We start from the raw sequence: 20841 nt of genomic DNA on the forward strand, positions 1-20841 counted from the left end.
CTCTTGCCAGACGAGGCCCAGCCACTCTCCGCCGCGAAGCCCGAGCAGCAGGCCGAGAAGCCCGCGGCGGGACCCGCCACGCCCCAGGACAAGCCCGCGGAGAACAGGCCCGCCCCCGTGGCCTCCGCGCCGGCCCCCGCGCCCAAGCCCGCGCCGGCCCCGCCGACCCGTTCCGGCGGCTCCTCCAACCGCGTGCGCGCGCGCCTCGCCCGGCTGGGCGTCCAGCGGTCCTCCCCGTACAACCCGGTCCTCGAACCGCTGCTCCGGATCGTCCGCTCCAACGACCCGAAGATCGAGACGGCCACCCTGCGCCAGGTCGAGCGGGCCTACCAGGTCGCCGAGCGCTGGCACCGCGGCCAGAAGCGCAAGAGCGGCGACCCGTACATCACGCACCCGCTCGCCGTCACCACCATCCTGGCCGAGCTGGGCATGGACCCGGCGACGCTGATGGCCGGGCTGCTGCACGACACCGTCGAGGACACCGAGTACGGCCTCGACACCCTGCGCCGTGACTTCGGCGACCAGGTCGCCCTGCTCGTCGACGGCGTCACCAAGCTGGACAAGGTCAAGTTCGGCGAGGCCGCCCAGGCCGAGACCGTGCGCAAGATGGTCGTCGCCATGGCCAAGGACCCGCGCGTCCTGGTCATCAAGCTCGCCGACCGCCTGCACAACATGCGCACCATGCGGTACCTCAAGCGGGAGAAGCAGGAGAAGAAGGCCCGCGAGACCCTCGAGATCTACGCGCCCCTGGCCCACCGCCTGGGCATGAACACCATCAAGTGGGAGCTGGAGGACCTCGCCTTCGCGATCCTCTACCCCAAGATGTACGACGAGATCGTCCGGCTCGTCGCCGAGCGCGCGCCCAAGCGTGACGAGTACCTCGCCATAGTGACCGACGAGGTCCAGTCCGACCTGCGCGCCGCCCGCATCAAGGCCACCGTCACGGGCCGGCCCAAGCACTACTACAGCGTCTACCAGAAGATGATCGTCCGCGGCCGCGACTTCGCGGAGATCTACGACCTGGTCGGCATCCGCGTCCTCGTGGACACGGTCCGCGACTGCTACGCGGCCCTCGGCACCGTCCACGCGCGATGGAACCCGGTCCCCGGCCGGTTCAAGGACTACATCGCGATGCCGAAGTTCAACATGTACCAGTCGCTGCACACGACGGTCATCGGCCCCAACGGCAAGCCCGTCGAGCTGCAGATCCGCACCTTCGACATGCACCGCCGGGCCGAGTACGGCATCGCGGCGCACTGGAAGTACAAGCAGGAGGCCGTCGCCGGTGCCTCCAAGGTGCGCGCCGACGTGCCGAAGAAGACCGGCAAGGACGACCACCTCAACGACATGGCGTGGCTGCGCCAGCTGCTCGACTGGCAGAAGGAGACCGAGGACCCCGGCGAGTTCCTGGAGTCCCTGCGCTTCGACCTCTCGCGCAACGAGGTCTTCGTCTTCACCCCCAAGGGCGACGTCATAGCGCTGCCCGCCGGGGCGACCCCCGTCGACTTCTCGTACGCCGTCCACACCGAGGTCGGTCACCGCACCATAGGAGCCCGGGTCAACGGGCGGCTCGTGCCGCTCGAGTCGACCCTCGACAACGGCGACCTGGTCGAGGTCTTCACCTCCAAGGCGGCCGGCGCCGGACCCTCCCGCGACTGGCTCGGCTTCGTCAAGTCCCCCCGGGCCCGCAACAAGATCCGCGCGTGGTTCTCCAAGGAGCGCCGCGAGGAGGCCATCGAGCAGGGCAAGGACGCCATCGCGCGGGCCATGCGCAAGCAGAACCTGCCGATCCAGCGGATCCTCACCGGCGACTCGCTGGTCACCCTGGCCCACGAGATGCGCTACAGCGACATCTCCTCGCTCTACGCGGCGATCGGCGAGGGCCACGTCACGGCCCAGTCCATCGTCCAGAAGCTCGTCCAGGCCCTCGGCGGCGAGGAGGCCGCGAACGAGGACATCGCCGAGTCCGCACCGCCCTCGCGCAGCCGTGCCAAGCGCCGTTCCAGCGCCGACCCCGGCGTGGTCGTCAAGGGTGTCGAGGACGTCTGGGTCAAGCTGGCCCGCTGCTGCACCCCCGTGCCAGGAGACCCGATCATCGGATTCGTCACCCGCGGCAGCGGCGTATCGGTTCACCGCAGCGACTGCGTGAACGTCGACTCGCTCTCCCGCGAGCCGGAACGGATCCTCGAGGTCGAGTGGGCACCGACCCAGTCGTCGGTCTTCCTGGTCGCCATCCAGGTCGAGGCCCTGGACCGCTCCCGGCTCCTCTCGGACGTCACCCGCGTCCTGTCGGACCAGCACGTCAACATCCTGTCGGCGGCCGTCCAGACCTCCCGCGACCGCGTCGCCACCTCGCGCTTCACCTTCGAGATGGGCGACCCGAAGCACCTCGGGCACGTCCTGAAGGCGGTGCGCGGAGTGGAGGGCGTGTACGACGTCTACCGGGTCACCTCGGCCCGCAGGCCCTGACCCGGACCCGCACGACCCCGGCCCCGGCGACGGGCCACGGAAAGGGGCCCCGGTACCTCGCGGAGGTACCGGGGCCCCTTTCCGTGGAGCGGGCGGCGGAGGATCAGCCGCCGAACTCCTGCAGACCCTTCAGCGCCTGGTCGAGGAGCGCCTGGCGGCCCTCCAGCTCACGCGCCAGCTTGTCGGCCTTGGCGTCGTTGCCCGCCGCGCGGGCCGTGTCGATCTGCTTCTGCAGCTTGTCCACGGCGTCCTGCAGCTGGCCCGTCAGACCCGCGGCACGCGCGCGTGCCTCCGGGTTCGTCCGGCGCCACTCCGACTCCTCGGCCTCCTGGAGCGCGCGCTCCACCGCGTGCATCCGGCCCTCGACCTTCGGGCGGGCGTCGCGCGGCACGTGGCCGATGGCCTCCCAGCGCTCGTTGAGGGAGCGGAAGGCCGCCCGGGCCGCCTTCAGATCGGTCACCGGCACCAGCTTCTCGGCCTCGACCGCGAGTTCCTCCTTCAGCTTGAGGTTCTCGGTCTGCTCCGCGTCCCGCTCGGCGAAGACCTCGCCGCGTGCGGCGAAGAAGACGTCCTGGGCGCCGCGGAAGCGGTTCCACAGGTCGTCCTCGTGCTCGCGCTGCGCACGGCCCGCGGCCTTCCACTCCGTCATCAGCTCGCGGTAGCGGGCGGCCGTCCCACCCCAGTCGGTGGAGTTCGACAGCGACTCGGCCTCGGCGACCAGCCGCTCCTTGGCCTTGCGGGCGTCCTCGCGCTGCGCGTCCAGCGAGGCGAAGTGCGCCTTGCGCCGCTTGGAGAACGCCGAGCGGGCGTGCGAGAAGCGGTGCCACAGCTCGTCGTCGGACTTCCGGTCGAGCCGGGGCAGGCCCTTCCAGGTGTCCACGAGGGCGCGCAGACGCTCGCCGGCGGACCGCCACTGCTCGCTCTGCGCGAGCTCCTCGGCCTCCTTGACCAGCTCCTCCTTGGCGGCACGCGCCTCGTCGGTCTGCTTGGCCTTCTGGACCTTGCGCTCCTCGCGGCGCGACTCCACCGTCTCCACCAGCTTGTCGAGCCGGGTGGTGAGCGCGGCGAGGTCACCCACGACGTGGTGCTCGTCGACCTGGTGCCGGATGTGGTCGATCGCGGCGGTCGCGTCCTTGGCCGAGAGGTCGGTGGTCTTCACCCGCTTCTCGAGGAGGCCGATCTCGACAACCAAGCCCTCGTACTTGCGCTCGAAGTAGGCCAGAGCCTCCTCGGGACTGCCGGCCTGCCACGATCCGACGATCTTCTCGCCGTCGGCGGTACGCACGTACACGGTGCCCGTCTCGTCGACGCGGCCCCACGGGTCGCTGCTCACAGCGCCTCCTCCACATGATGCCGACGAGGGGGTTGTGCCCCCTGGGCATCGTCCACAGTTTCCTGACGGGCCTCGCCCGTCTTCCACAGCGCGAGACCCGGCCCGCACTGCACAACGCCAATCTAGGCGAACGGCCGCCCGGCTGTCCGCTCTCAGCGCGACCGAAATTGAACGGTCGCGCTGCGCGTCACTTCTTGACGACGGTGGCCTTCTCGACGGTGACGGCCTTCTTGGGCGCGCCGTCCTTGGCGCCGCCCTCCACGCCGCCCGCGGCCACGTCCTTCACGACCGCGAGGCCGACCGCGTCGATCGTGCCGAAGGGGGTGTAGCTCGGCGGCAGCTTGGTGTCCTTGTAGACGAGGAAGAACTGGCTGCCGCCGGTGCCGGGCTGGCCGGTGTTGGCCATCGCCACCGTGCCGGCCGGGTAGGTCACCGCGCCGTCGGCGCCCGCCTTGCCCAGCGCGCCCAGGTTCTCGTCCGGGATGGTGTAGCCCGGGCCGCCGGTGCCGTCGCCCTTCGGGTCACCGCACTGCAGGACGAAGATGCCCTCCGTGGTGAGCCGGTGGCACTTCGTCCCGTCGAAGTACTTCTTGTCCGCCAGGTGCTTGAACGAGTTCACCGTCCGCGGGGTCTTCGCCGCGTCCATGGCGAAGGAGATCTCGCCCAGGTTCGTCTTCAGGGCCATCGTGTACGTGGCCTTCTGATCGATGGACAGCTTGGGCTCGGGCGCCTTCGACTCGGTCTCCGTGGGCTCCGGGGTGTTGCTCGGCGCCGCGTTGTCCGCGCCCTTGTCCTTGTCGTCCGTCAGGGCCACCGAGGCGTACACCGCGCCGCCCGCGGCGATGACCACGGCCAGCGCGGCCGCGATGACGGTGTTGCGGCGCCGTGCCTTCTGGTGCGCCTCCTGCCGCCGCTGCTGCTGCCGCTGGTACTTCTCCCTGGCGAGCTGCCGCCGCCGCTGATCGCTGCTGACCACCGGGTCTGCTCCTTGTCGCTCGTATGTTCCTGCCCGGGCCGGGTGTGCCCGTACCGTATACGGGTTGGCTGTGGAATACGCAGCGCCGGTAGGCTCTGAGCTGTCGCCTTTCGACAAGGCGGCCTTCCCGTCGGACGACACACTGAGGACGATCGTGCTTATTGCCGGGTTCCCCGCCGGGGCCTGGGGGACCAACTGCTATCTGGTCGCCCCCGCCGCAGGCGAGGAGTGCGTGATCATCGACCCGGGCCACCAGGCCGCCCAGGGAGTCGAGGAGACGCTCAGGAAGCATCGGCTCAAGCCCGTCGCCGTCGTGCTCACCCACGGCCACATCGACCATGTCGCCTCGGTCGTCCCGGTGTGCGGAGCCCATGACGTGCCCGCGTGGATCCATCCCGCCGACCGCTACATGATGAGCGACCCGGAGAAGGCCCTCGGCCGCTCCATCGGGATGCCGCTCATGGGTGAGCTGACCGTGGGCGAGCCGGACGACGTGCACGAGCTCACCGACGGCGCGAAGCTGGACCTGGCCGGTCTGGAGTTCTCCGTCGCGCACGCGCCCGGTCATACCAAGGGGTCGGTGACCTTCCGGATGCCCGAGAGCACGGAGATCCCCTCCGTGTTCTTCTCCGGGGATCTGCTGTTCGCCGGCTCCATCGGACGCACCGACCTGCCCGGCGGTGACATGGACGAGATGCTCGAATCGCTGGCCCGCGTGTGCCTGCCGCTCGACAACTCGACCGTGGTGCTGTCGGGACACGGTCCCCAGACGACCATCGGCCAGGAGCGCGCCACGAACCCCTATCTGCGGGACGTGGCCGCCGGCCTCGGGAGCGCGAAGGCTCCCCGACGAGGAATGTGACGAAGATCCACGTGAGCACCTTCAAGGCCCCCAAGGGCACGTACGACCTGACCCCGCCCCGCTCCGCCACCTTCCTGGCGGTGCGCGAGGCGATCTCGGCCCCGCTGCGGAACTCCGGGTACGGCTACGTCGAGACCCCCGGCTTCGAGGACGTGAAGCTGTTCTCCCGCGGTGTCGGCGAGTCCACCGACATCGTGACCAAGGAGATGTACACCCTCACGACCAAGGGCGGCGACGAGCTCGCCCTGCGGCCGGAGGGCACCGCGTCCGTCCTGCGCGCCGCGCTCCAGGGCAACCTGCACAAGCTCGGCAACCTGCCGGTCAAGCTCTGGTACTCCGGCTCGTACTACCGCTACGAGCGGGCCCAGGCGGGCCGCTACCGCCACTTCTCGCAGGTCGGCGCCGAGGCGATCGGCGCCGAGGACCCGGCCCTGGACGCCGAGCTGATCATCCTGGCCGACCAGGCCTACCGTTCGCTGGGCCTGCGGAACTTCCGCATCCTGCTGAACTCCCTGGGCGACAAGGAGTGCCGCCCGGTGTACCGCGAGGCCCTCCAGTCCTTCCTGCGCGGCCTCGACCTCGACGAGGAGACGCTGCGCCGCGCCGAGATCAACCCGCTGCGCGTGCTCGACGACAAGCGCGAGTCCGTGCAGAAGCAGCTGGTGGGCGCGCCGCTGCTGCGCGACTACCTGTGCGACGCCTGCAAGGCGTACCACGAGGAGGTGCGCGGACTGGTCGGCGCCGCGGGCGTCGTCTTCGAGGACGACGAGAAGCTGGTCCGCGGTCTCGACTACTACACGCGCACGACCTTCGAGTTCGTCCACGACGGTCTGGGCTCCCAGTCCGCGGTCGGCGGCGGCGGGCGCTACGACGGCCTCTCCGAGATGATCGGCGGCCCCGCGCTCCCGTCGGTCGGCTGGGCCCTCGGCGTGGACCGCACGGTCCTCGCGCTGGAGGCGGAGGGCGTCGAGCTCGACCTCCCCGCGGCCACCAGCGTCTACGCGGTGGCGATCGGCGACGAGGCGCGCCGGGTGCTCTTCGGCAAGATCACGGAGCTGCGCAGGGCCGGCGTGGCGGCGGACTTCTCCTTCGGCGGCAAGGGCCTGAAGGGTGCGATGAAGGACGCCAATCGCTCCGGCGCCCGCTACACGGTCGTCGCCGGCGAGCGCGACCTCGCCGACGGTGTCGTCCAGCTCAAGGACATGGAGTCCGGCGAGCAGAGCGCGGTCGCCCTCGACGAACTGGTCGAGGCGGTCCGGGCGAAGCTGGCCTGACCACGGCGTAGGCCCGAGGGGCTCCGGACCGCGACCGCGGCCCGGAGCCCCTCGGGCGTCCCGGCGGGGAGTGGCCCTGCCCCCGTCCCGCTCCGCTCCCGGGGGCGGGTTTCCTGCCGTCCGGCTCAGCCGTCGAGCAGCCCGTGCCGCAACGCGCTCGTCACCGCCGCCGTGCGGTCGTCCACCCCGAGCTTGCCGAAGGTCCGCAGGAGATGGGTCTTCACCGTCGACTCCCCGATGTGCAGCCGGCGCCCGATCTCGGCGTTCGTGCAGCCCTCCGCGACCAGCCGGAGCACCGCCCGCTCGCGTTCCGACAGCCGCGGGCGCTCCGGTCTGGCCCGGAGCTGGTCGACCAGACGGGCCGCCACCGACGGGGCCAGGACGGTCTCGCCGCGGGCCGCCGCCCTGATCGCGTCGGCGAGCTCGCCCCGGGCCAGGTCCTTCAGCAGGTACCCCGCCGCCCCCGCCTCGACGGCCCGCAGGATGTCCCCGTCCGTCTCGTAGGTGGTCAGCACGATCACCCGGCACGGCAGTCCCGCCGCCGTGATCCGCCGGATCGAGTCGACACCCCCGCCCCCCGGCATCCGCAGGTCCATCAGCACGATGTCGGGCCTGAGCTCGGCGCACAGCGCCTCCGCGACGGGCCCGCTGGACGCCTCGCCGACCACGTCGAGGCCGGGTTCGGCGGCGAGCATGCCGCGCAGCCCCTCCCGCACGACGGGATGGTCGTCGGCGAGCAGGACCCGGATGGGGGAGAGGGGTGTGGTCATGCGGAACTCCAGGCAGGGACGGGCAGTTCGACGGTGACGATGGTGCCCTGGCCCGGACCGCTGCGTACGGCCGCGGCCCCGCCGACCTCCGTCGCGCGCGCCCGCAGTCCGCTCAGCCCGTATCCCCCGTGCGGTGCCGCGGGATCGAACCCGCGCCCCTCGTCGCGTACGGAGAGGAGCAGCGACCGCTCGGCGTAGTGCAGGGACACGGAGACGGCGGCCGAAGGCCCGGCGTGCTTGCGGGCGTTGGACAGTGCCTCCTGGCAGGAGCGCAGGGCGACCACTTCGAGGGCGGCCGGCAGGGCGCGTTCGGTTCCGGTGACGGTCAGGGCCGCGGCCGCCTCGTGACGGCCGGTCAGGCGGCGCAGGGCCTCGGCGAGCGAGCCGCCCGCGAGGTCCGCCGGGGCGCCGTCCGCGACCAGGGCGCGCGCCTCGGCGAGGTTCTGCCGGGCGGTGTCCGCCATCAGGTCGAGGTGGCGCCGGGCCCCCTCGGGGTCCCGGTCCAGCTCCGACTGCACGGCCTGCACCAGCATCAGCAGGCTGGTGAATCCCTGGGCGAGGGTGTCGTGGATCTCCCGGGACAGCCGTGCCCGCTCCGCCAGAGCGCCGTGCTCCGCCGACAGCCGGGCGACCTCCTCCCGGCTCGCGTCCAGCTCCGCGATGAGCCGGCCCCGCTCCTCGCTCTGGTCCACGACCCGGATGATCCAGGTGCCGAGCACGACCGAGAAGCAGCAGGTGACGGCGGCGAAGACGGAGTTGAGGAAGACGTCGGCCGCCGCGGGCCGCCACACCAGCGCCCAGCCGGCCACCGGCACCAGATTGACGACGGTCACCGCGAGCCGGGCGGAGCCGACCCGCAGCAGCATGAAGCACTGTGGCACCAGCAGGAAGGCGGCCAGCCGGGTCTCCCCGACCAGGACCGCCGCCGTCAGGTACACCGCGAGCGCCCCCGCGAGGTACCGCCGCACGGCGGCGGTGTCGTCCTGCCGGCCGGACACCATGAGCGGCCGGCCCGCCAGCAGGTACCAGGGCACCAGCAGGCAGAAGACGCCGGCGGCCGCCAGCCGGACGTGCCACGCCGGGTGCTCCGCGCCGAGCGCGAAGGCCAGCGTGCCCACCCAGACGACGGCGAAGTACACGTCCCAGTTCCAGAACGTCCGGTCGTGGACGTCCGAGTCCCGGGCACCGGCGGGCTCGCTCATGCGTCGTCGCGGTTCTTCCAGCGGAATGTCAGCAGGCACAGCAGCAATCCTCCGACGCACCACGCGCCCAGGACCAGGGCGATGCGGCCGAATTCCCAGCTGCCCGCCGGTTCCAGCACCGCCGCCGCGTCCGGCAGGAACACCCCGCGCAGCCCCTGCACCATCCACTTCAGCGGGAAGACCGAGCCGACGGTCAGCATCCAGTCCGGCAGCGCGTCCACGAGGATGTACACCCCCGAGATGAACTGCAGGACCAGGAAGGGCAGGACGACCACCGAGGTGGCGCTCCTCGCCGACCGGGGCACGCTGCTGATCGCGATGCCCAGCAGCGAACAGCCCGTCAGGCCGAGCAGGAAGATCCAGGCGAAGGTCAGCCAGCCCGTCAGGTCGCCCGGCAGGTCGACGTCGTACAACGTGGTGCCGAAGGCGAGCAGCACCGCCGTCTCCAGCAGGCAGGTGACGAGGACCAGCCACACCTTGCCGAGGAAGTACGCGGCCGGGGGCATCGGCGTGCCGCGCAGACGGCGCAGCTGCTTCTCGTCCCGCTCGACCGCGATCGAGATCCCCAGCGACTGGAAGCTGGTCGACATGATGCCGGCGGCGATCATCGACGCCACGTAGTGCTGGGCGGCCGTCGTGCCCGTGCCCTCCATCTCGTCGCCGAAGATCGACGCGAAGAGGAAGAGGAAGACGATCGGGAAGGCGAAGGTGAAGACCACCTGCTCGCGCATCCGGAAGAACTGCTTCAGCTCCAGCGCGCCCCGGCTCAGCCCGAGGGACCAGGCGAGCGCCCAGGTGCCGCGCTCCGTGCGTCCCCGCGCGGCGGCCTTCGCCGCGGCGCCCTGCTTCGTCGTCGTGGCGGTCATCGGGCCACCTCCTGTCCGGTCAGGCGCAGATAGACGTCCTCGAGCGTGGGCCGGCCGATCGCCAGCCCGGGGATCTCGCCGTCGAAGCGCGCCATGAGCGCGGCGACGGTGCGGGTGGGCGTGACCGTGTCCTCGCTCCGCGGCGAGCCGTCGGCCTCGGTCCAGGAGACCGTCGCGCCGGAGCCGTGCTCGTCGCGCAGCCGGTCGGGCGGTCCCTCGGCCACCACCCGGCCGGCCGAGACCACCGCGAGCCGGTCCGCGAGCGCCTCCGCCTCCTCCAGGTAGTGCGTGGTGAGCAGGATCGTGGTGCCCTCGGCCGCCAGCCGCCGGATCAGCTCCCAGAACTGCCGGCGGGCCGCCGGGTCGAATCCGGTCGTCGGCTCGTCGAGCAGCAGCAGCTCCGGTCCGCCGATCACCCCGAGCGCCACGTCCAGCCGGCGCCGCTGGCCGCCTGACAGCGCCTTGATCCGGCTGTCCGCCTTCTCCGCCAGGCCGACCAGGGCGATCGTCTCCTCCGGGTCCCGGGGCGAGGGGTAGTAGCGCGCGAAGTGCCCGACCGTCTCCCGCACCGTCAGCTCGGCCGGCGCCGACTCGTCCTGCCAGACGATGCCGACCCGCGCGCGCCACGACCCGTTCCCCTCGGCCGGATCGGCGCCGAGCACCGACACCTCGCCCGCGTCGCGGGACCGGTGTCCCTGGAGGATCTCGACCGTGGTGCTCTTGCCCGCCCCGTTGGGGCCCAGGATGCCGAAGACCTCGCCGTGGCGGATGCCCAGGTCGAGACCGTCCACCGCGGTGACGTCGCCGTACCGCTTGCGAAGCCCCCGTACCCGTACCGCGAATTCCGTGTCCGTGTCCGTCATGGGTCGAGCGTCCTGCGGAATGCGGGATTCCCTGCCCGTCCACCGGTCCCTCTTATGTCCACCGAACGGTGGACAGCGGCACCCGTGCGGCAGAATGACCGTGCCCAGAGGCAGGCAGCGAGCGACGGAACGGCGGATATGACGAACGCAGCGGTTGACCAGGTGTCCGGGGAGCGCGACGGCCGCACGATCGGGGCGAGCCGGGCCTTCGCCTGGCTGCTGGTGATCACCGGCGCCGCCGGGCTGCTCGCCGCATGGGTCATCACGATCGACAAGTTCAAGCTGCTGGAGGACCCGAACTTCACGCCGGGCTGCAGCCTGAACCCGGTCGTCTCCTGCGGCAACATCATGAAGAGCGACCAGGCGTCGGTGTTCGGCTTCCCGAACCCCATGCTCGGCCTCGTCACCTACGCCATGGTCGTCGCGATCGGCGTCGCGCTCCTCGCCGGCGCCCGCTACCGCCGCTGGTACTGGCTCGGCCTGAACGCCGGCACGCTGTTCGGCGTCGGGTTCTGCACCTGGCTGATGCAGCAGTCGCTGTACGAGATCAACTCGCTGTGCCTGTGGTGCTGCCTGGCCTGGGTCGCCACCATCGTCATGTTCTGGTACGTCACCTCGCAGAACGTCCGCTCGGGGGTCATCCCGGCTCCCCGGGGCCTGCGGACCTTCTTCGACGAGTTCACCTGGGTGCTGCCGGTGCTGCACGTCGGGATCATCGGCATGCTGATCCTGACCCGCTGGTGGGACTTCTGGACCAGCTGAGGCCGGACCGGCCCCGCCGGGCGGTCCGGGTCCGGGTCCGGCCCGGCGACCCGCGCCCAGGACGCCCCTCGCGGGCCGGTCCGCCGGGCGGGGTTGTCGGTGCCCTGACTTAGGCTTCATCACTGTGGAGCCCGACCTCTTTACCGCAGCCGCCGAAGAACGCCAGGAGAAGGACCCGTCCAGCAGCCCCCTGGCCGTCCGGATGCGCCCGCGCACCCTGGACGAGGTCCTCGGCCAGCAGCATCTGCTGAAGCCGGGATCACCGCTCCGCCGCCTGGTCGGCGAAGGCGGCGGCGGACCGGCCGGCGCCTCGTCGGTGATCCTCTGGGGGCCGCCCGGCATCGGCAAGACGACCCTCGCGTACGTGGTCTCCAAGGCCACCAACAAGCGTTTCGTGGAGCTCTCCGCGATCACCGCAGGCGTCAAGGAGGTCCGCGCCGTCATCGACGGGGCGCGGCGGGCGGCCGGCGGCTACGGCAAGGAGACCGTCCTCTTCCTGGACGAGATCCACCGCTTCTCCAAGGCCCAGCAGGACTCGCTGCTCCCGGCGGTGGAGAACCGCTGGGTGACGCTCATCGCGGCGACCACGGAGAACCCCTACTTCTCGATCATCTCCCCGCTGCTCTCGCGCTCCCTGCTCCTCACCCTGGAGTCGCTCACCGACGACGACCTGCGCGACCTGCTGCGGCGGGCCCTGACGGACGAGCGCGGGCTCGGCGGGGCGGTCACCCTGCCCGAGGACGCCGAGGCGCACCTGCTGCGGATCGCCGGAGGGGACGCCCGGCGGGCGCTGACCGCCCTGGAGGCGGCCGCGGGCTCGGCCCTCGCCAAGAGCGAGCAGGAGATCACCCTCCAGACGGTCGAGGAGACCGTCGACCGCGCCGCGGTGACGTACGACCGGGACGGCGACCAGCACTACGACGTGGCCAGCGCGCTGATCAAGTCGATCCGCGGCTCGGACGTGGACGCGGCACTGCACTACCTGGCCCGGATGATCGAGGCGGGGGAGGACCCCCGGTTCATCGCCCGGCGCCTGATGATCTCGGCCAGCGAGGACATCGGCCTCGCCGACCCGACGGCCCTGCCGACGGCCGTCGCCGCGGCCCAGGCCGTCGCGCTGATCGGCTTTCCGGAGGCCGCGCTCACGCTGAGCCACGCCACCATCGCCCTCGCCCTGGCCCCCAAGTCGAACGCGGCGACCACCGCGATCTTCGCGGCCCGGGCGGACGTACGGAACGGCCTGGCCGGTCCGGTCCCGGCGCACCTGCGGGACGGCCACTACAAGGGCGCGGCCAAGCTCGGCCACGCGCAGGGGTACGTGTACCCGCACGACGTGCCGGGCGGCATCGCCGCTCAGCAGTACGCCCCGGACGCGGTCCACGGCAGGCGGTACTACGAGCCGACGCGCTACGGCGCGGAGGCGCGATACGCGGACGTCGTGGAGAAGGTCCGCGAGCGCCTGAAGGGCGACGGCTAGGGGCTTCGTCCGGATCGGGGCCGGGGTCGGGCGGGGCGTCGCCTCCGCCGAGGAGCGGGCGCCGCGGGGATGCGGGCCGGCGACCCCTGACGGTCAGGAGCGGCCGGACCGGGCCGCGTCGAAGAGGCGGTGCATCTCGCGGCGCAGGCCGGAGACGTCCCGTACCGGCTCGGGGAAGTCGAAGCGCGCGTCGAAGCACTGCCGGGGTCCGGAGGAGAAGCGGACCCGGAGGCCGAACCGGTCCAGGGCCAGCGGTGCCACGTCGCGCGTCGGGGCCATCGCGGCCGAGCGCGCGCCGAGCAGGCCGCTCAGCGCGCGCACCTGCTCGCCGTGTGCCGCGTGCAGGTGCTGGAGGAGCTCGGTCTCGTGGGCGTGCAGCGGGTCGGGAGCCGCCGCGGCGAACGCCTCCGCGTCGACCGGGGAGGCGCCCCACAGGTCGTCCACGCTCGCCTCGCCCACCTCGAGGCGCAGCATCATGCTGCCGGGCTCGGCGACCCCGGGCAGGCAGGTCAGCCAGCCGGAGACCCAGGCCCGCCCCCGGATACGGTGGGGGACGGAGACCGGCGCCACGTCCGTGAGCTCCAGCACGACGGCCAGCTCGTCGTCCTGGGCGTGGGTCGCGGCCCGCACCGGCGGTGCGTCGGCCGGGAACAGCAGGAGGATCTCGCCGTCCGGGCCGATCGCCCGGGCCTGGGGGGTCAGCTGCTCGGGGCGGGCGGCCGAGGCCCCCGGGACGAGCAGCACCGCGGAGCATGTACTCTGTACGAGAGTTCGTGTGCGCTCGGCTGCTGACGGCATCCGTGCGATTTCAAGCCCGCTGGGACGCGGCTGACCATGAGCTGATCGGACCTCCGTCACATCGATGCCATCCAAGGATGAAGCATCGTTCTTTGTGCTGCTGTCTGTGATGCGCGTGGTGTTCCCAGGGCGAGACATGCGATCTCCTTGAGTAAGGTGAGCCTAACCTAACCTACAACGGAGGTCTGGAGAACGTGCCTAACCAGTCGCGTCCCAAGGTCAAGAAGTCGCGTGCGCTCGGTATTGCGCTGACGCCGAAGGCTGTCAAGTACTTCGAAGCCCGCCCGTACCCGCCGGGCGAGCACGGCCGTGGCCGCAAGCAGAACTCGGACTACAAGGTCCGTCTGCTCGAGAAGCAGCGCCTGCGTGCGCAGTACGACATCAGCGAGCGCCAGATGGCGCGCGCCTACGACCGCGCCAAGAAGGCCGAGGGCAAGACGGGCGAGGCGCTGGTCGTCGAGCTCGAGCGTCGCCTCGACGCCCTGGTCCTGCGTTCGGGCATCGCCCGCACCATCTACCAGGCCCGCCAGATGGTCGTGCACGGTCACATCCAGGTCAACGGTGGCAAGGTCGACAAGCCGTCGTTCCGCGTCCGTCCCGACGACGTCGTGATGGTCCGCGAGCGCTCGCGCGAGAAGCCGCTGTTCCAGGTCTCCCGCGAGGGTGGCTTCGCCGCCGACGGTGAGACCCCGCGCTACCTGCAGGTCAACCTGAAGGCCCTGGCCTTCCGCCTCGACCGCGACCCGAACCGCAAGGAAATCCCGGTCATCTGCGACGAGCAGCTGGTCGTCGAGTACTACGCCCGTTGATCCAGGCGTAGGAGCTCCGCGCACCTCGCGGTCTTCAGCCCGCCGCTTCCCCGCCCTTTCCGGTGGGGGAGCCGGCGGGCTTCCGCGTGTCCGGGACCGTCGTACGGAAGGGGCGCGGATACGCGGGCCCCCTCGCGCCCGTGGCCGGATCCCGTCGCAGCAGTGCCCGCTCCACCGCGACGTGCAGCGGGAGGCCCATCCCCTCGCGCAGGGACGCCGCGTAGCGCTCCACCCCGAGCCGCCGGCCCGCCTCGCGCTCGCACAGCGCGCGCGGCCCGCCGAAGGACACCGAACCGAACAGCCGCAGACCCACCGCGTCCCACATCGGGATCGTGGCCCCCTGCAGGACCGCGGCCTCCGCCGCGTCCCCCTCGCTCGCCGTCACCAGGGCCAGCAGCTCGATCGCGAGGACCAGCCCCACCAGGTCGTGGAAGGCGTGGTCGATGGTGATGCACTCGGACAGCAGCCGGCGCGCCTCGCCGTGGTCGTCCCTGGTCCACGCCGCGTAGGCCAGCACATAGAGCGCGTACGCCCGGGTCCAGCGCTCGCCGCGCTCCTCGCAGATCTCCCGGACCTCCTCGCACAGCGCCACCGCGCTCTCCAGATCCCCCTGGAACACCCGGGCCATCGCCAGCTCGACCTGGCCCATCAGCACGTTGCTGTTCAGCTCGCCCAGTTCCCGGTACGCCGCCAGCGCCTCGCCGATCAGCCGCTCCGCCCGGGGCATGTCGTCCGAGAGCAGCGCCAGGCAGCCCATCCGGTGCGTGGCGTACGCCTGCGCCAGCCGGTTCCCGGTGGCCCGCGCCCGCTCGCCGCACTCGTGGAGCGCCGCCACCGCCGCCGTGCCGTCCCCCTGCAGGATCGCCACGTAGCCGAGCACCCACAGGGCCTTCAGCCGGGCGTCCTCGTGCTCCGAGCCGAACGCCAGCGCGCGGTCGAGCCAGTGCCGGCCCTCCGAGAGCCGCCCGCAGCCCGCCCAGTAGAACCACAGCGTGCCCGCCAGATGCTGCGCCAGATGCGCCTCGTCCGGCTGCTCCAGACACAGCTCCAGGGCCGCCCGGAGGTTGGGCAGCGCGACCTCGGTGCAGGCCGCGACCTCGGCCTGCCGCGGGCTGAACCACTCCAGCTCGCACCAGGTCGCCAGCCCCATGTACCAGTCGCGGTGCCGGCGGCGCATCCGCTCGCCGTCCTCCAGCTCCGCCAGCCACTGCGCCCCGTACGCGGCGATCGTGCCCAGCATCCGGTAGCGCGGCCCCGCGGGCGTGTCCACCCGCGACACCAGCGACTGCGCGAGCAGCTCGCCCAGCACCTCCAGGACCCGCTCGGCCGGGAGATCGGGGCCGCCGCAGACGTACTCCACCGCGTCCAGGTCGAAGGGCCCGGCGAACACCGAGAGCCGCGCCCAGAGCAGCCGCTCCTCGGGCGTGCACAGCTCGTGGCTCCAGCCGATCGCCGTGCGCAGCGTCTGGTGGCGGGGCAGGGCGCCGCGGGTGCCGGCCGTGAGCAGCCGGAAGCGGTCGTCGAGCCGGTGCAGCATCTGCTCGACCGTGAGCAGCGGCATCCGGGCGGCCGCGAGCTCCAGGGCCAGCGGGATCCCGTCGAGCCGCCGGCACAACTCCCGTACGGCGGCGGAGTCCCCGTCCGTCGCGGCCGGCGGGGCCGATCCCGTCGCCGCGACCCGTTCGGCGAACAGGGCGACCGCGTCCTCGTCGCCCATCGGCGGCAGGGTGAAGACCGCCTCCCCGTCCAGCCGCAGCGGACGGCGTCCCACCGCCAGCACGGTCAGCCCGGGGCAGGCGGTCAGCAGGTCCCGGAGCAGCGGGGCGCACGCCTCGACGAGGTGCTCGAAGCCGTCCACGACCAGCAGCAGCCGGCGGTCGGACAGGTCCTCCACGAGCAGTTCGCGCGGCGCGCGCAGCGTGTGGTCCGTCAGGCCCAGTGCCTCGACCAGGGCGTGGGCCACCAGGCCCGGATCCCGCAGCGCCGACAGCGCGGCCACCCGCACCCCGTCGGCGTGCCGCCCTTCCGTCCCGGCGGCCACGGAGAACGCCAGCCGCGTCTTGCCGACGCCGCCCACGCCCACCACGGTGACCAGGCGGAATTCACCGAGCAGCCGGGCCAGTTCGCCCCGCTCGCCCGACCGTCCGACGAACCGGTTCAGCTCCGCGGGGAGGTTGCTCCTTCGCATGGGACACGGAGCGTACCCAGCCGCACGCGCTCCGTACAATCGGATCGCGCGATCCCCCTCCCACGAGCGGCGATGCCCGCCGTAATGCGGTACGGCGCAAGACCACGGGCGCGATAGGGTCGGAGGACGACTTTTGGCAAGGGCCCGACGACAGCAGAGAGTGGTGCGGAGTGACCGGTGGAGAGGTTGCCGGGATCCTGGTGGCCGTGTTCTGGGCGATTCTCGTCTCCTTCCTCGCCGTGGTGCTGGTGAGGCTGGCGCAGACGCTCAAGGCGACCACCAGACTGGTGGCTGACGTGACCGAACAGGCGGTGCCGCTGCTCGGCGACGCCTCCGCGACCGTGCGGTCGGCGCAGACGCAGCTCGACCGGGTCGACGCGATCACCTCGGACGTCCAGGAAGTCACCTCGAACGCCTCGGCACTCTCGACCACGGTCGCCTCCACCTTCGGCGGTCCGCTCGTGAAGGTCGCCGCGTTCGGCTACGGCGTGCGCAAGGCGCTCGGCCGGAACCGGGACGGGGCGCCCCAGGCGCCCTCGCCACGTGCCGTCGTCGTCGGTCGCACGGTGCCGCCGGCGCGGCGCCGGAAGCAGAAGGGCTGAGCCTCGATGTTCCGCCGTACGTTCTGGTTCTCCGCCGGCGCAGCCGCCGGCGTGTGGGCCACCACCAAGGTCAACCGGAAGCTCCGGCAGCTGACGCCCGAGAGCCTCGCCGCGCAGGCGGCGAACAAGGCGGTCGAGGCGGGCCACCGTCTCAAGGACTTCGCCCTCGACGTCAGGGCGGGCATGGCCCAGCGCGAGGCCGAACTCGAGGAGGTGCTGGGCATCGAGGCACAGCCCGGGCGGGAACTCCCCGCGCAGCGCCGTCTCCTCGCCCTCGACGAGCCGCCGCAGCGTTCCCCGCAGAACCCCACGCACATCCCACGCACGATCCCGTACAACCGGAATGAGGACCACTGATGGAGTCGGCTGAAATCCGCCGCCGCTGGCTGAGCTTCTTCGAGGAGCGCGGTCACACCGTCGTCCCTTCGGCGTCGCTCATCGCGGACGACCCGACTCTGCTGCTCGTCCCCGCGGGAATGGTGCCGTTCAAGCCGTACTTCCTCGGCGAGGTCAAGCCGCCGTTCTCGCGCGCCTCCAGCGTGCAGAAGTGCGTCCGGACGCCGGACATCGAAGAGGTCGGCAAGACCACCCGCCACGGCACGTTCTTCCAGATGTGCGGCAACTTCTCCTTCGGCGACTACTTCAAGGAAGGCGCCATCAAGCTGGCCTGGGAGCTGCTGACCACCTCGGTGGAGCACGGCGGCTACGGGCTGGACCCGGAGCGGCTCTGGATCACCGTCTACCAGGAGGACGACGAGGCCGAGCAGATCTGGCGCGACGTCGTCGGCGTCCCCGCCGAGCGCATCCAGCGCCTCGGCAAGAAGGACAACTACTGGTCCATGGGCGTCCCCGGACCCTGTGGCCCGTGTTCCGAGATCAACTACGACCGCGGCCCCGAGTTCGGCGTCGAGGGCGGCCCGGCCGTCAACGACGAGCGGTACGTGGAGATCTGGAACCTGGTCTTCATGCAGTACGAGCGCGGTGAGGGCTCCGGCAAGGACGACTTCCCGATCCTCGGCGAGCTGCCGTCGAAGAACATCGACACGGGCCTCGGCCTGGAGCGCCTGGCGATGATCCTCCAGGGCGTCCAGAACATGTACGAGACGGACACCCTCAAGGTCGTCATCGACAAGGCCACCGAACTGACCGGCGTCGACTACGGCAAGTCCCACGAGAGCGACGTCTCGCTGCGCGTGGTCGCCGACCACATGCGCACCTCCGTGATGCTCATCGGCGACGGCGTGACCCCCGGCAACGAGGGCCGCGGCTACGTCCTGCGCCGCATCATGCGCCGCGCCGTCCGCAACATGCGCCTGCTCGGCGCCACCGGCCCGGTCGTCCAGGACCTCGTGGACACCGTCATCGGGACGATGGGCGAGCAGTACCCGGAGCTCGTCACCGACCGCAAGCGCGTCGAGACCGTCGCCCTCGCCGAGGAGGCCGCGTTCCTCAAGGCCCTCAAGGGCGGCACCAACATCCTCGACACCGCCGTGACCGAGACCAAGTCCGCCGGCGGCACGGTCCTCTCCGGCGACAAGGCGTTCCTGCTCCACGACACCTGGGGCTTCCCGATCGACCTCACCCTGGAGATGGCCTCCGAGCAGGGCCTCTCCGTGGACGAGGACGGCTTCCGCCGCCTGATGAAGGAGCAGCGGGACCGCGCCAAGGCCGACGCCAAGGCCAAGAAGACCGGCCACGCCGACGTCACCGCCTACCGGGAGATCGCCGACACCAGCGGCGCCACCCAGTTCACCGGTTACACGAACACCGAGGGCGAGAGCACCGTCGTCGGCCTGCTGGTCAACGGACTCCCGTCGCCGGCCGCCTCCGAGGGCGACGACGTCGAGGTCGTCCTCGACCGCACCCCCTTCTACGCCGAGGGCGGCGGCCAGATCGCCGACCAGGGCCGGATCAGGCTGCACAGCGGCGCCGTCATCGAGATCCGCGACGTCCAGCAGCCGGTCCCCGGTGTCTCCGTGCACAAGGGTTCCGTGCAGGTCGGCGAGGTGACCGTGGGCTCCACCGCCTACGCGACCATCGACGTGCGCCGCCGCCGGGCCATCGCCCGCGCCCACTCGGCCACCCACCTCACCCACCAGGCGCTGCGCGACGCCCTCGGCCCGACGGCCGCCCAGGCCGGTTCCGAGAACCAGCCCGGCCGCTTCCGCTTCGACTTCGGTTCGCCGAACGCCGTTCCCGGCGCCGTCCTCACCGACGTCGAGCAGAAGATCAACGAGGTCCTCTCGCGCGAGCTGGAGGTCCACGCCGAGGTCATGCCGATCGACGAGGCCAAGCGCCAGGGCGCCATCGCCGAGTTCGGCGAGAAGTACGGCGAGAAGGTGCGTGTCGTCACCATCGGCGACTTCTCCAAGGAGCTGTGCGGCGGCACGCACGTCGGCAACACCGCCCAGCTGGGTCTGGTGAAGCTGCTGGGCGAGTCCTCCATCGGCTCCGGCGTGCGCCGGATCGAGGCCCTCGTCGGTGTCGACGCGTACAACTTCCTCGCCAAGGAGCACACGGTCGTGGCCCAGCTCCAGGAGCTGGTCAAGGGCCGCCCCGAGGAGCTGCCGGAGAAGATCTCCGCCATGCTCGGCAAGCTGAAGGACGCCGAGAAGGAGATCGAGAAGTTCCGCGCGGAGAAGGTCCTCCAGGCCGCCGCCGGTCTCGTCGAGGGCGCCCAGGACATCCGCGGCGTCGCCCTCGTGACCGGTCAGGTCCCGGACGGCACCGGCGCCGACGACCTGCGCAGGCTGGTCCTCGACGTGCGCGGGCGCATCTCGGGCGGCCGTCCCGCCGTCGTCGCCCTGTTCACCACCGCCAACGGCAAGCCGCTGACGGTCATCGCCACCAACGAGGCGGCCCGTGAGCGCGGTCTCAAGGCCGGCGAGCTGGTCCGCACGGCCGCCAAGACCCTCGGCGGCGGTGGCGGCGGCAAGCCGGACGTCGCCCAGGGCGGCGGTCAGAACCCGGAGGCCGTCGGCGAGGCCATCGCCGCCGTCGAGCGTCTCGTGACGGAGACGGCGTGACGATGCGCCGCGGTCGCCGTCTCGCGATCGACGTCGGGGACGCCCGGATCGGGGTCGCCTCGTGCGACCCCGACGGGGTCCTCGCCACCCCGGTGGAGACCGTGCCGGGACGTGACGTCCCGGCCGCCCACCGGCGGCTGAGGCAGATCGCCGAGGAGTACGAACCGATCGAGATCGTGGTCGGCCTCCCTCGCTCCCTCTCCGGGGGCGAGGGGCCGGCCGCGGCCAAGGTGCGGGCCTTCGCCCAGGTGCTGGCCCGGGGGGTCGCCCCCGTCCCCGTCCGGCTGGTGGACGAGCGGATGACGACCGTGACGGCGGCCCAGGGGCTGCGGGCCTCCGGTGTGAAGTCGAAGAAGGGCCGGTCCGTCATCGATCAGGCCGCCGCTGTGATCATCCTTCAGAACGCTCTTGAGTCCGAACGGGTATCAGGTAATCCGCCCGGCGAGGGCGTCGAAGTGGGCACCTGATCGCGATACGGTAACGTTCCGCGCGATGCGGCGGCATTCGAACAACTGCCGCACTACGTAGAGGCGGACCGTCCGGACGTCTCGCGGCTGTTTGGGG

At 71.7% G+C, this 20841-nt stretch carries 18 protein-coding genes; 10 read left to right on the top strand and 8 right to left on the bottom strand.

The features are described 5' to 3' along the window. Positions 1-3: 3 nt before the first annotated feature. Positions 4-2469, top strand: coding sequence for a bifunctional (p)ppGpp synthetase/guanosine-3',5'-bis(diphosphate) 3'-pyrophosphohydrolase (locus ACGFZF_RS22360; RefSeq protein ID WP_356778161.1), 2466 nt, complete (start codon positions 4-6; stop codon positions 2467-2469). 103 nt (positions 2470-2572) lie between these two features. Here ACGFZF_RS22360 and ACGFZF_RS22365 read toward each other — a convergent pair whose 3' ends face one another. Both ACGFZF_RS22365 and ACGFZF_RS22370 read right to left on the bottom strand, forming a co-directional pair. Next, positions 2573-3802: a DUF349 domain-containing protein gene (locus ACGFZF_RS22365; RefSeq protein ID WP_393556591.1), complete on the bottom strand. Its 1230-nt coding sequence runs from the start codon at positions 3800-3802 to the stop codon at positions 2573-2575. A gap of 187 nt (positions 3803-3989) precedes the next feature. Further along, entirely contained in the window at positions 3990-4778 is a 789-nt protein-coding gene (locus ACGFZF_RS22370; protein WP_393556593.1) for a peptidylprolyl isomerase, read from the bottom strand. A 154-nt stretch (positions 4779-4932) separates the two neighbouring features. Between ACGFZF_RS22370 and ACGFZF_RS22375 the strand changes: the two genes are divergently transcribed. Both ACGFZF_RS22375 and hisS read left to right on the top strand, forming a co-directional pair. Continuing rightward, a complete protein-coding gene (locus ACGFZF_RS22375) occupies positions 4933-5640 on the top strand; it encodes an MBL fold metallo-hydrolase (protein ID WP_356600907.1) in 708 nt (235 codons plus the stop codon). Between the two features lie 11 nt (positions 5641-5651). Continuing rightward, positions 5652-6914 carry a histidine--tRNA ligase gene (gene hisS / locus ACGFZF_RS22380; protein ID WP_393556596.1) on the top strand — a complete coding sequence of 421 codons (1263 nt, stop codon included), beginning with the start codon at positions 5652-5654 and terminating at the stop codon, positions 6912-6914. A 125-nt stretch (positions 6915-7039) separates the two neighbouring features. On the opposite strand, the gene ACGFZF_RS22385 is transcribed toward hisS, so the two are convergent. Genes ACGFZF_RS22385 through ACGFZF_RS22400 form a run of 4 tightly spaced genes read right to left on the bottom strand, consistent with a single transcriptional unit; the run spans position 7040 to position 10615 of the window. Further along, positions 7040-7684: a response regulator gene (locus ACGFZF_RS22385; RefSeq protein ID WP_393556598.1), complete on the bottom strand. Its 645-nt coding sequence runs from the start codon at positions 7682-7684 to the stop codon at positions 7040-7042. Further along, positions 7681-8886, bottom strand: coding sequence for a sensor histidine kinase (locus tag ACGFZF_RS22390; protein ID WP_393556600.1), 1206 nt, complete (start codon positions 8884-8886; stop codon positions 7681-7683). Before ACGFZF_RS22390 ends, ACGFZF_RS22385 begins: the two co-directional genes overlap by 4 nt. After that, positions 8883-9752: an ABC transporter permease gene (locus tag ACGFZF_RS22395; protein WP_393556602.1), complete on the bottom strand. Its 870-nt coding sequence runs from the start codon at positions 9750-9752 to the stop codon at positions 8883-8885. The genes ACGFZF_RS22390 and ACGFZF_RS22395 overlap by 4 nt, the downstream gene beginning before the upstream one ends. Next, positions 9749-10615, bottom strand: coding sequence for an ABC transporter ATP-binding protein (locus ACGFZF_RS22400; protein WP_393556604.1), 867 nt, complete (start codon positions 10613-10615; stop codon positions 9749-9751). The genes ACGFZF_RS22395 and ACGFZF_RS22400 overlap by 4 nt, the downstream gene beginning before the upstream one ends. A 138-nt stretch (positions 10616-10753) precedes the next feature. Here ACGFZF_RS22400 and ACGFZF_RS22405 point away from each other — a divergent pair, with 138 nt between their 5' ends. Further along, entirely contained in the window at positions 10754-11377 is a 624-nt protein-coding gene (locus ACGFZF_RS22405; RefSeq protein WP_393556606.1) for a vitamin K epoxide reductase family protein, read from the top strand. Between the two features lie 124 nt (positions 11378-11501). Further along, positions 11502-12854, top strand: coding sequence for a replication-associated recombination protein A (locus tag ACGFZF_RS22410; protein ID WP_356600893.1), 1353 nt, complete (start codon positions 11502-11504; stop codon positions 12852-12854). Positions 12855-12947: 93 nt separating this feature from the next. Here the strand turns inward: ACGFZF_RS22410 and ACGFZF_RS22415 are convergent, their stop codons facing one another. Beyond that, positions 12948-13652 (bottom strand): DUF2470 domain-containing protein, encoded by a 705-nt coding sequence (locus ACGFZF_RS22415; RefSeq protein WP_393556608.1) that lies wholly within the window; start codon positions 13650-13652, stop codon positions 12948-12950. A 194-nt stretch (positions 13653-13846) separates the two neighbouring features. Between ACGFZF_RS22415 and rpsD the strand changes: the two genes are divergently transcribed. Continuing rightward, a complete protein-coding gene (gene rpsD, locus ACGFZF_RS22420; protein WP_147977107.1) occupies positions 13847-14461 on the top strand; it encodes a 30S ribosomal protein S4 in 615 nt (204 codons plus the stop codon). A gap of 34 nt (positions 14462-14495) precedes the next feature. Here rpsD and ACGFZF_RS22425 read toward each other — a convergent pair whose 3' ends face one another. Next, a complete protein-coding gene (locus tag ACGFZF_RS22425) occupies positions 14496-16649 on the bottom strand; it encodes an ATP-binding protein (RefSeq protein WP_393556611.1) in 2154 nt (717 codons plus the stop codon). 170 nt (positions 16650-16819) lie between these two features. Here ACGFZF_RS22425 and ACGFZF_RS22430 point away from each other — a divergent pair, with 170 nt between their 5' ends. Genes ACGFZF_RS22430 through ruvX form a run of 4 tightly spaced genes read left to right on the top strand, consistent with a single transcriptional unit; the run spans position 16820 to position 20744 of the window. Further along, positions 16820-17251 carry a DUF948 domain-containing protein gene (locus ACGFZF_RS22430; RefSeq protein WP_393556613.1) on the top strand — a complete coding sequence of 144 codons (432 nt, stop codon included), beginning with the start codon at positions 16820-16822 and terminating at the stop codon, positions 17249-17251. Positions 17252-17257: 6 nt separating this feature from the next. After that, the gene (locus ACGFZF_RS22435) at positions 17258-17608 is read left to right on the top strand and encodes a DUF6167 family protein (RefSeq protein WP_393556615.1); all 351 of its coding nucleotides are present in this window, start codon (positions 17258-17260) and stop codon (positions 17606-17608) included. Further along, complete coding sequence (gene alaS, locus ACGFZF_RS22440) at positions 17608-20277, top strand: alanine--tRNA ligase (protein ID WP_393556617.1); 2670 nt, start codon at positions 17608-17610, stop codon at positions 20275-20277. Before ACGFZF_RS22435 ends, alaS begins: the two co-directional genes overlap by 1 nt. A gap of 2 nt (positions 20278-20279) precedes the next feature. Then, a complete protein-coding gene (gene ruvX / locus ACGFZF_RS22445; protein ID WP_393556767.1) occupies positions 20280-20744 on the top strand; it encodes a Holliday junction resolvase RuvX in 465 nt (154 codons plus the stop codon). Positions 20745-20841: the final 97 nt, after the last annotated feature.

The organism is Streptomyces sp. NPDC048338 (assembly GCF_043201055.1).
In the GTDB taxonomy this organism is placed as follows: domain Bacteria; phylum Actinomycetota; class Actinomycetes; order Streptomycetales; family Streptomycetaceae; genus Streptomyces.

What these genes read in the sequence shown, in the direction of transcription:
- ACGFZF_RS22385 (WP_393556598.1), bottom strand. Translation starts at nt 7,684, where the DNA reads ATGACCACACCCCTCTCCCCCATCCGGGTCCTGCTCGCCGACGACCAT.
- ACGFZF_RS22390 (WP_393556600.1), bottom strand. Translation starts at nt 8,886, where the DNA reads ATGAGCGAGCCCGCCGGTGCCCGGGACTCGGACGTCCACGACCGGACG.
- ACGFZF_RS22395 (WP_393556602.1), bottom strand. Translation starts at nt 9,752, where the DNA reads ATGACCGCCACGACGACGAAGCAGGGCGCCGCGGCGAAGGCCGCCGCG.
- ACGFZF_RS22400 (WP_393556604.1), bottom strand. Translation starts at nt 10,615, where the DNA reads ATGACGGACACGGACACGGAATTCGCGGTACGGGTACGGGGGCTTCGC.
- ACGFZF_RS22405 (WP_393556606.1), top strand. Translation starts at nt 10,754, where the DNA reads ATGACGAACGCAGCGGTTGACCAGGTGTCCGGGGAGCGCGACGGCCGC.
- ACGFZF_RS22415 (WP_393556608.1), bottom strand. Translation starts at nt 13,652, where the DNA reads ATGCCGTCAGCAGCCGAGCGCACACGAACTCTCGTACAGAGTACATGC.
- ACGFZF_RS22425 (WP_393556611.1), bottom strand. Translation starts at nt 16,649, where the DNA reads ATGCGAAGGAGCAACCTCCCCGCGGAGCTGAACCGGTTCGTCGGACGG.
- ACGFZF_RS22435 (WP_393556615.1), top strand. Translation starts at nt 17,258, where the DNA reads ATGTTCCGCCGTACGTTCTGGTTCTCCGCCGGCGCAGCCGCCGGCGTG.
- alaS (WP_393556617.1), top strand. Translation starts at nt 17,608, where the DNA reads ATGGAGTCGGCTGAAATCCGCCGCCGCTGGCTGAGCTTCTTCGAGGAG.
- ruvX (WP_393556767.1), top strand. Translation starts at nt 20,280, where the DNA reads ATGCGCCGCGGTCGCCGTCTCGCGATCGACGTCGGGGACGCCCGGATC.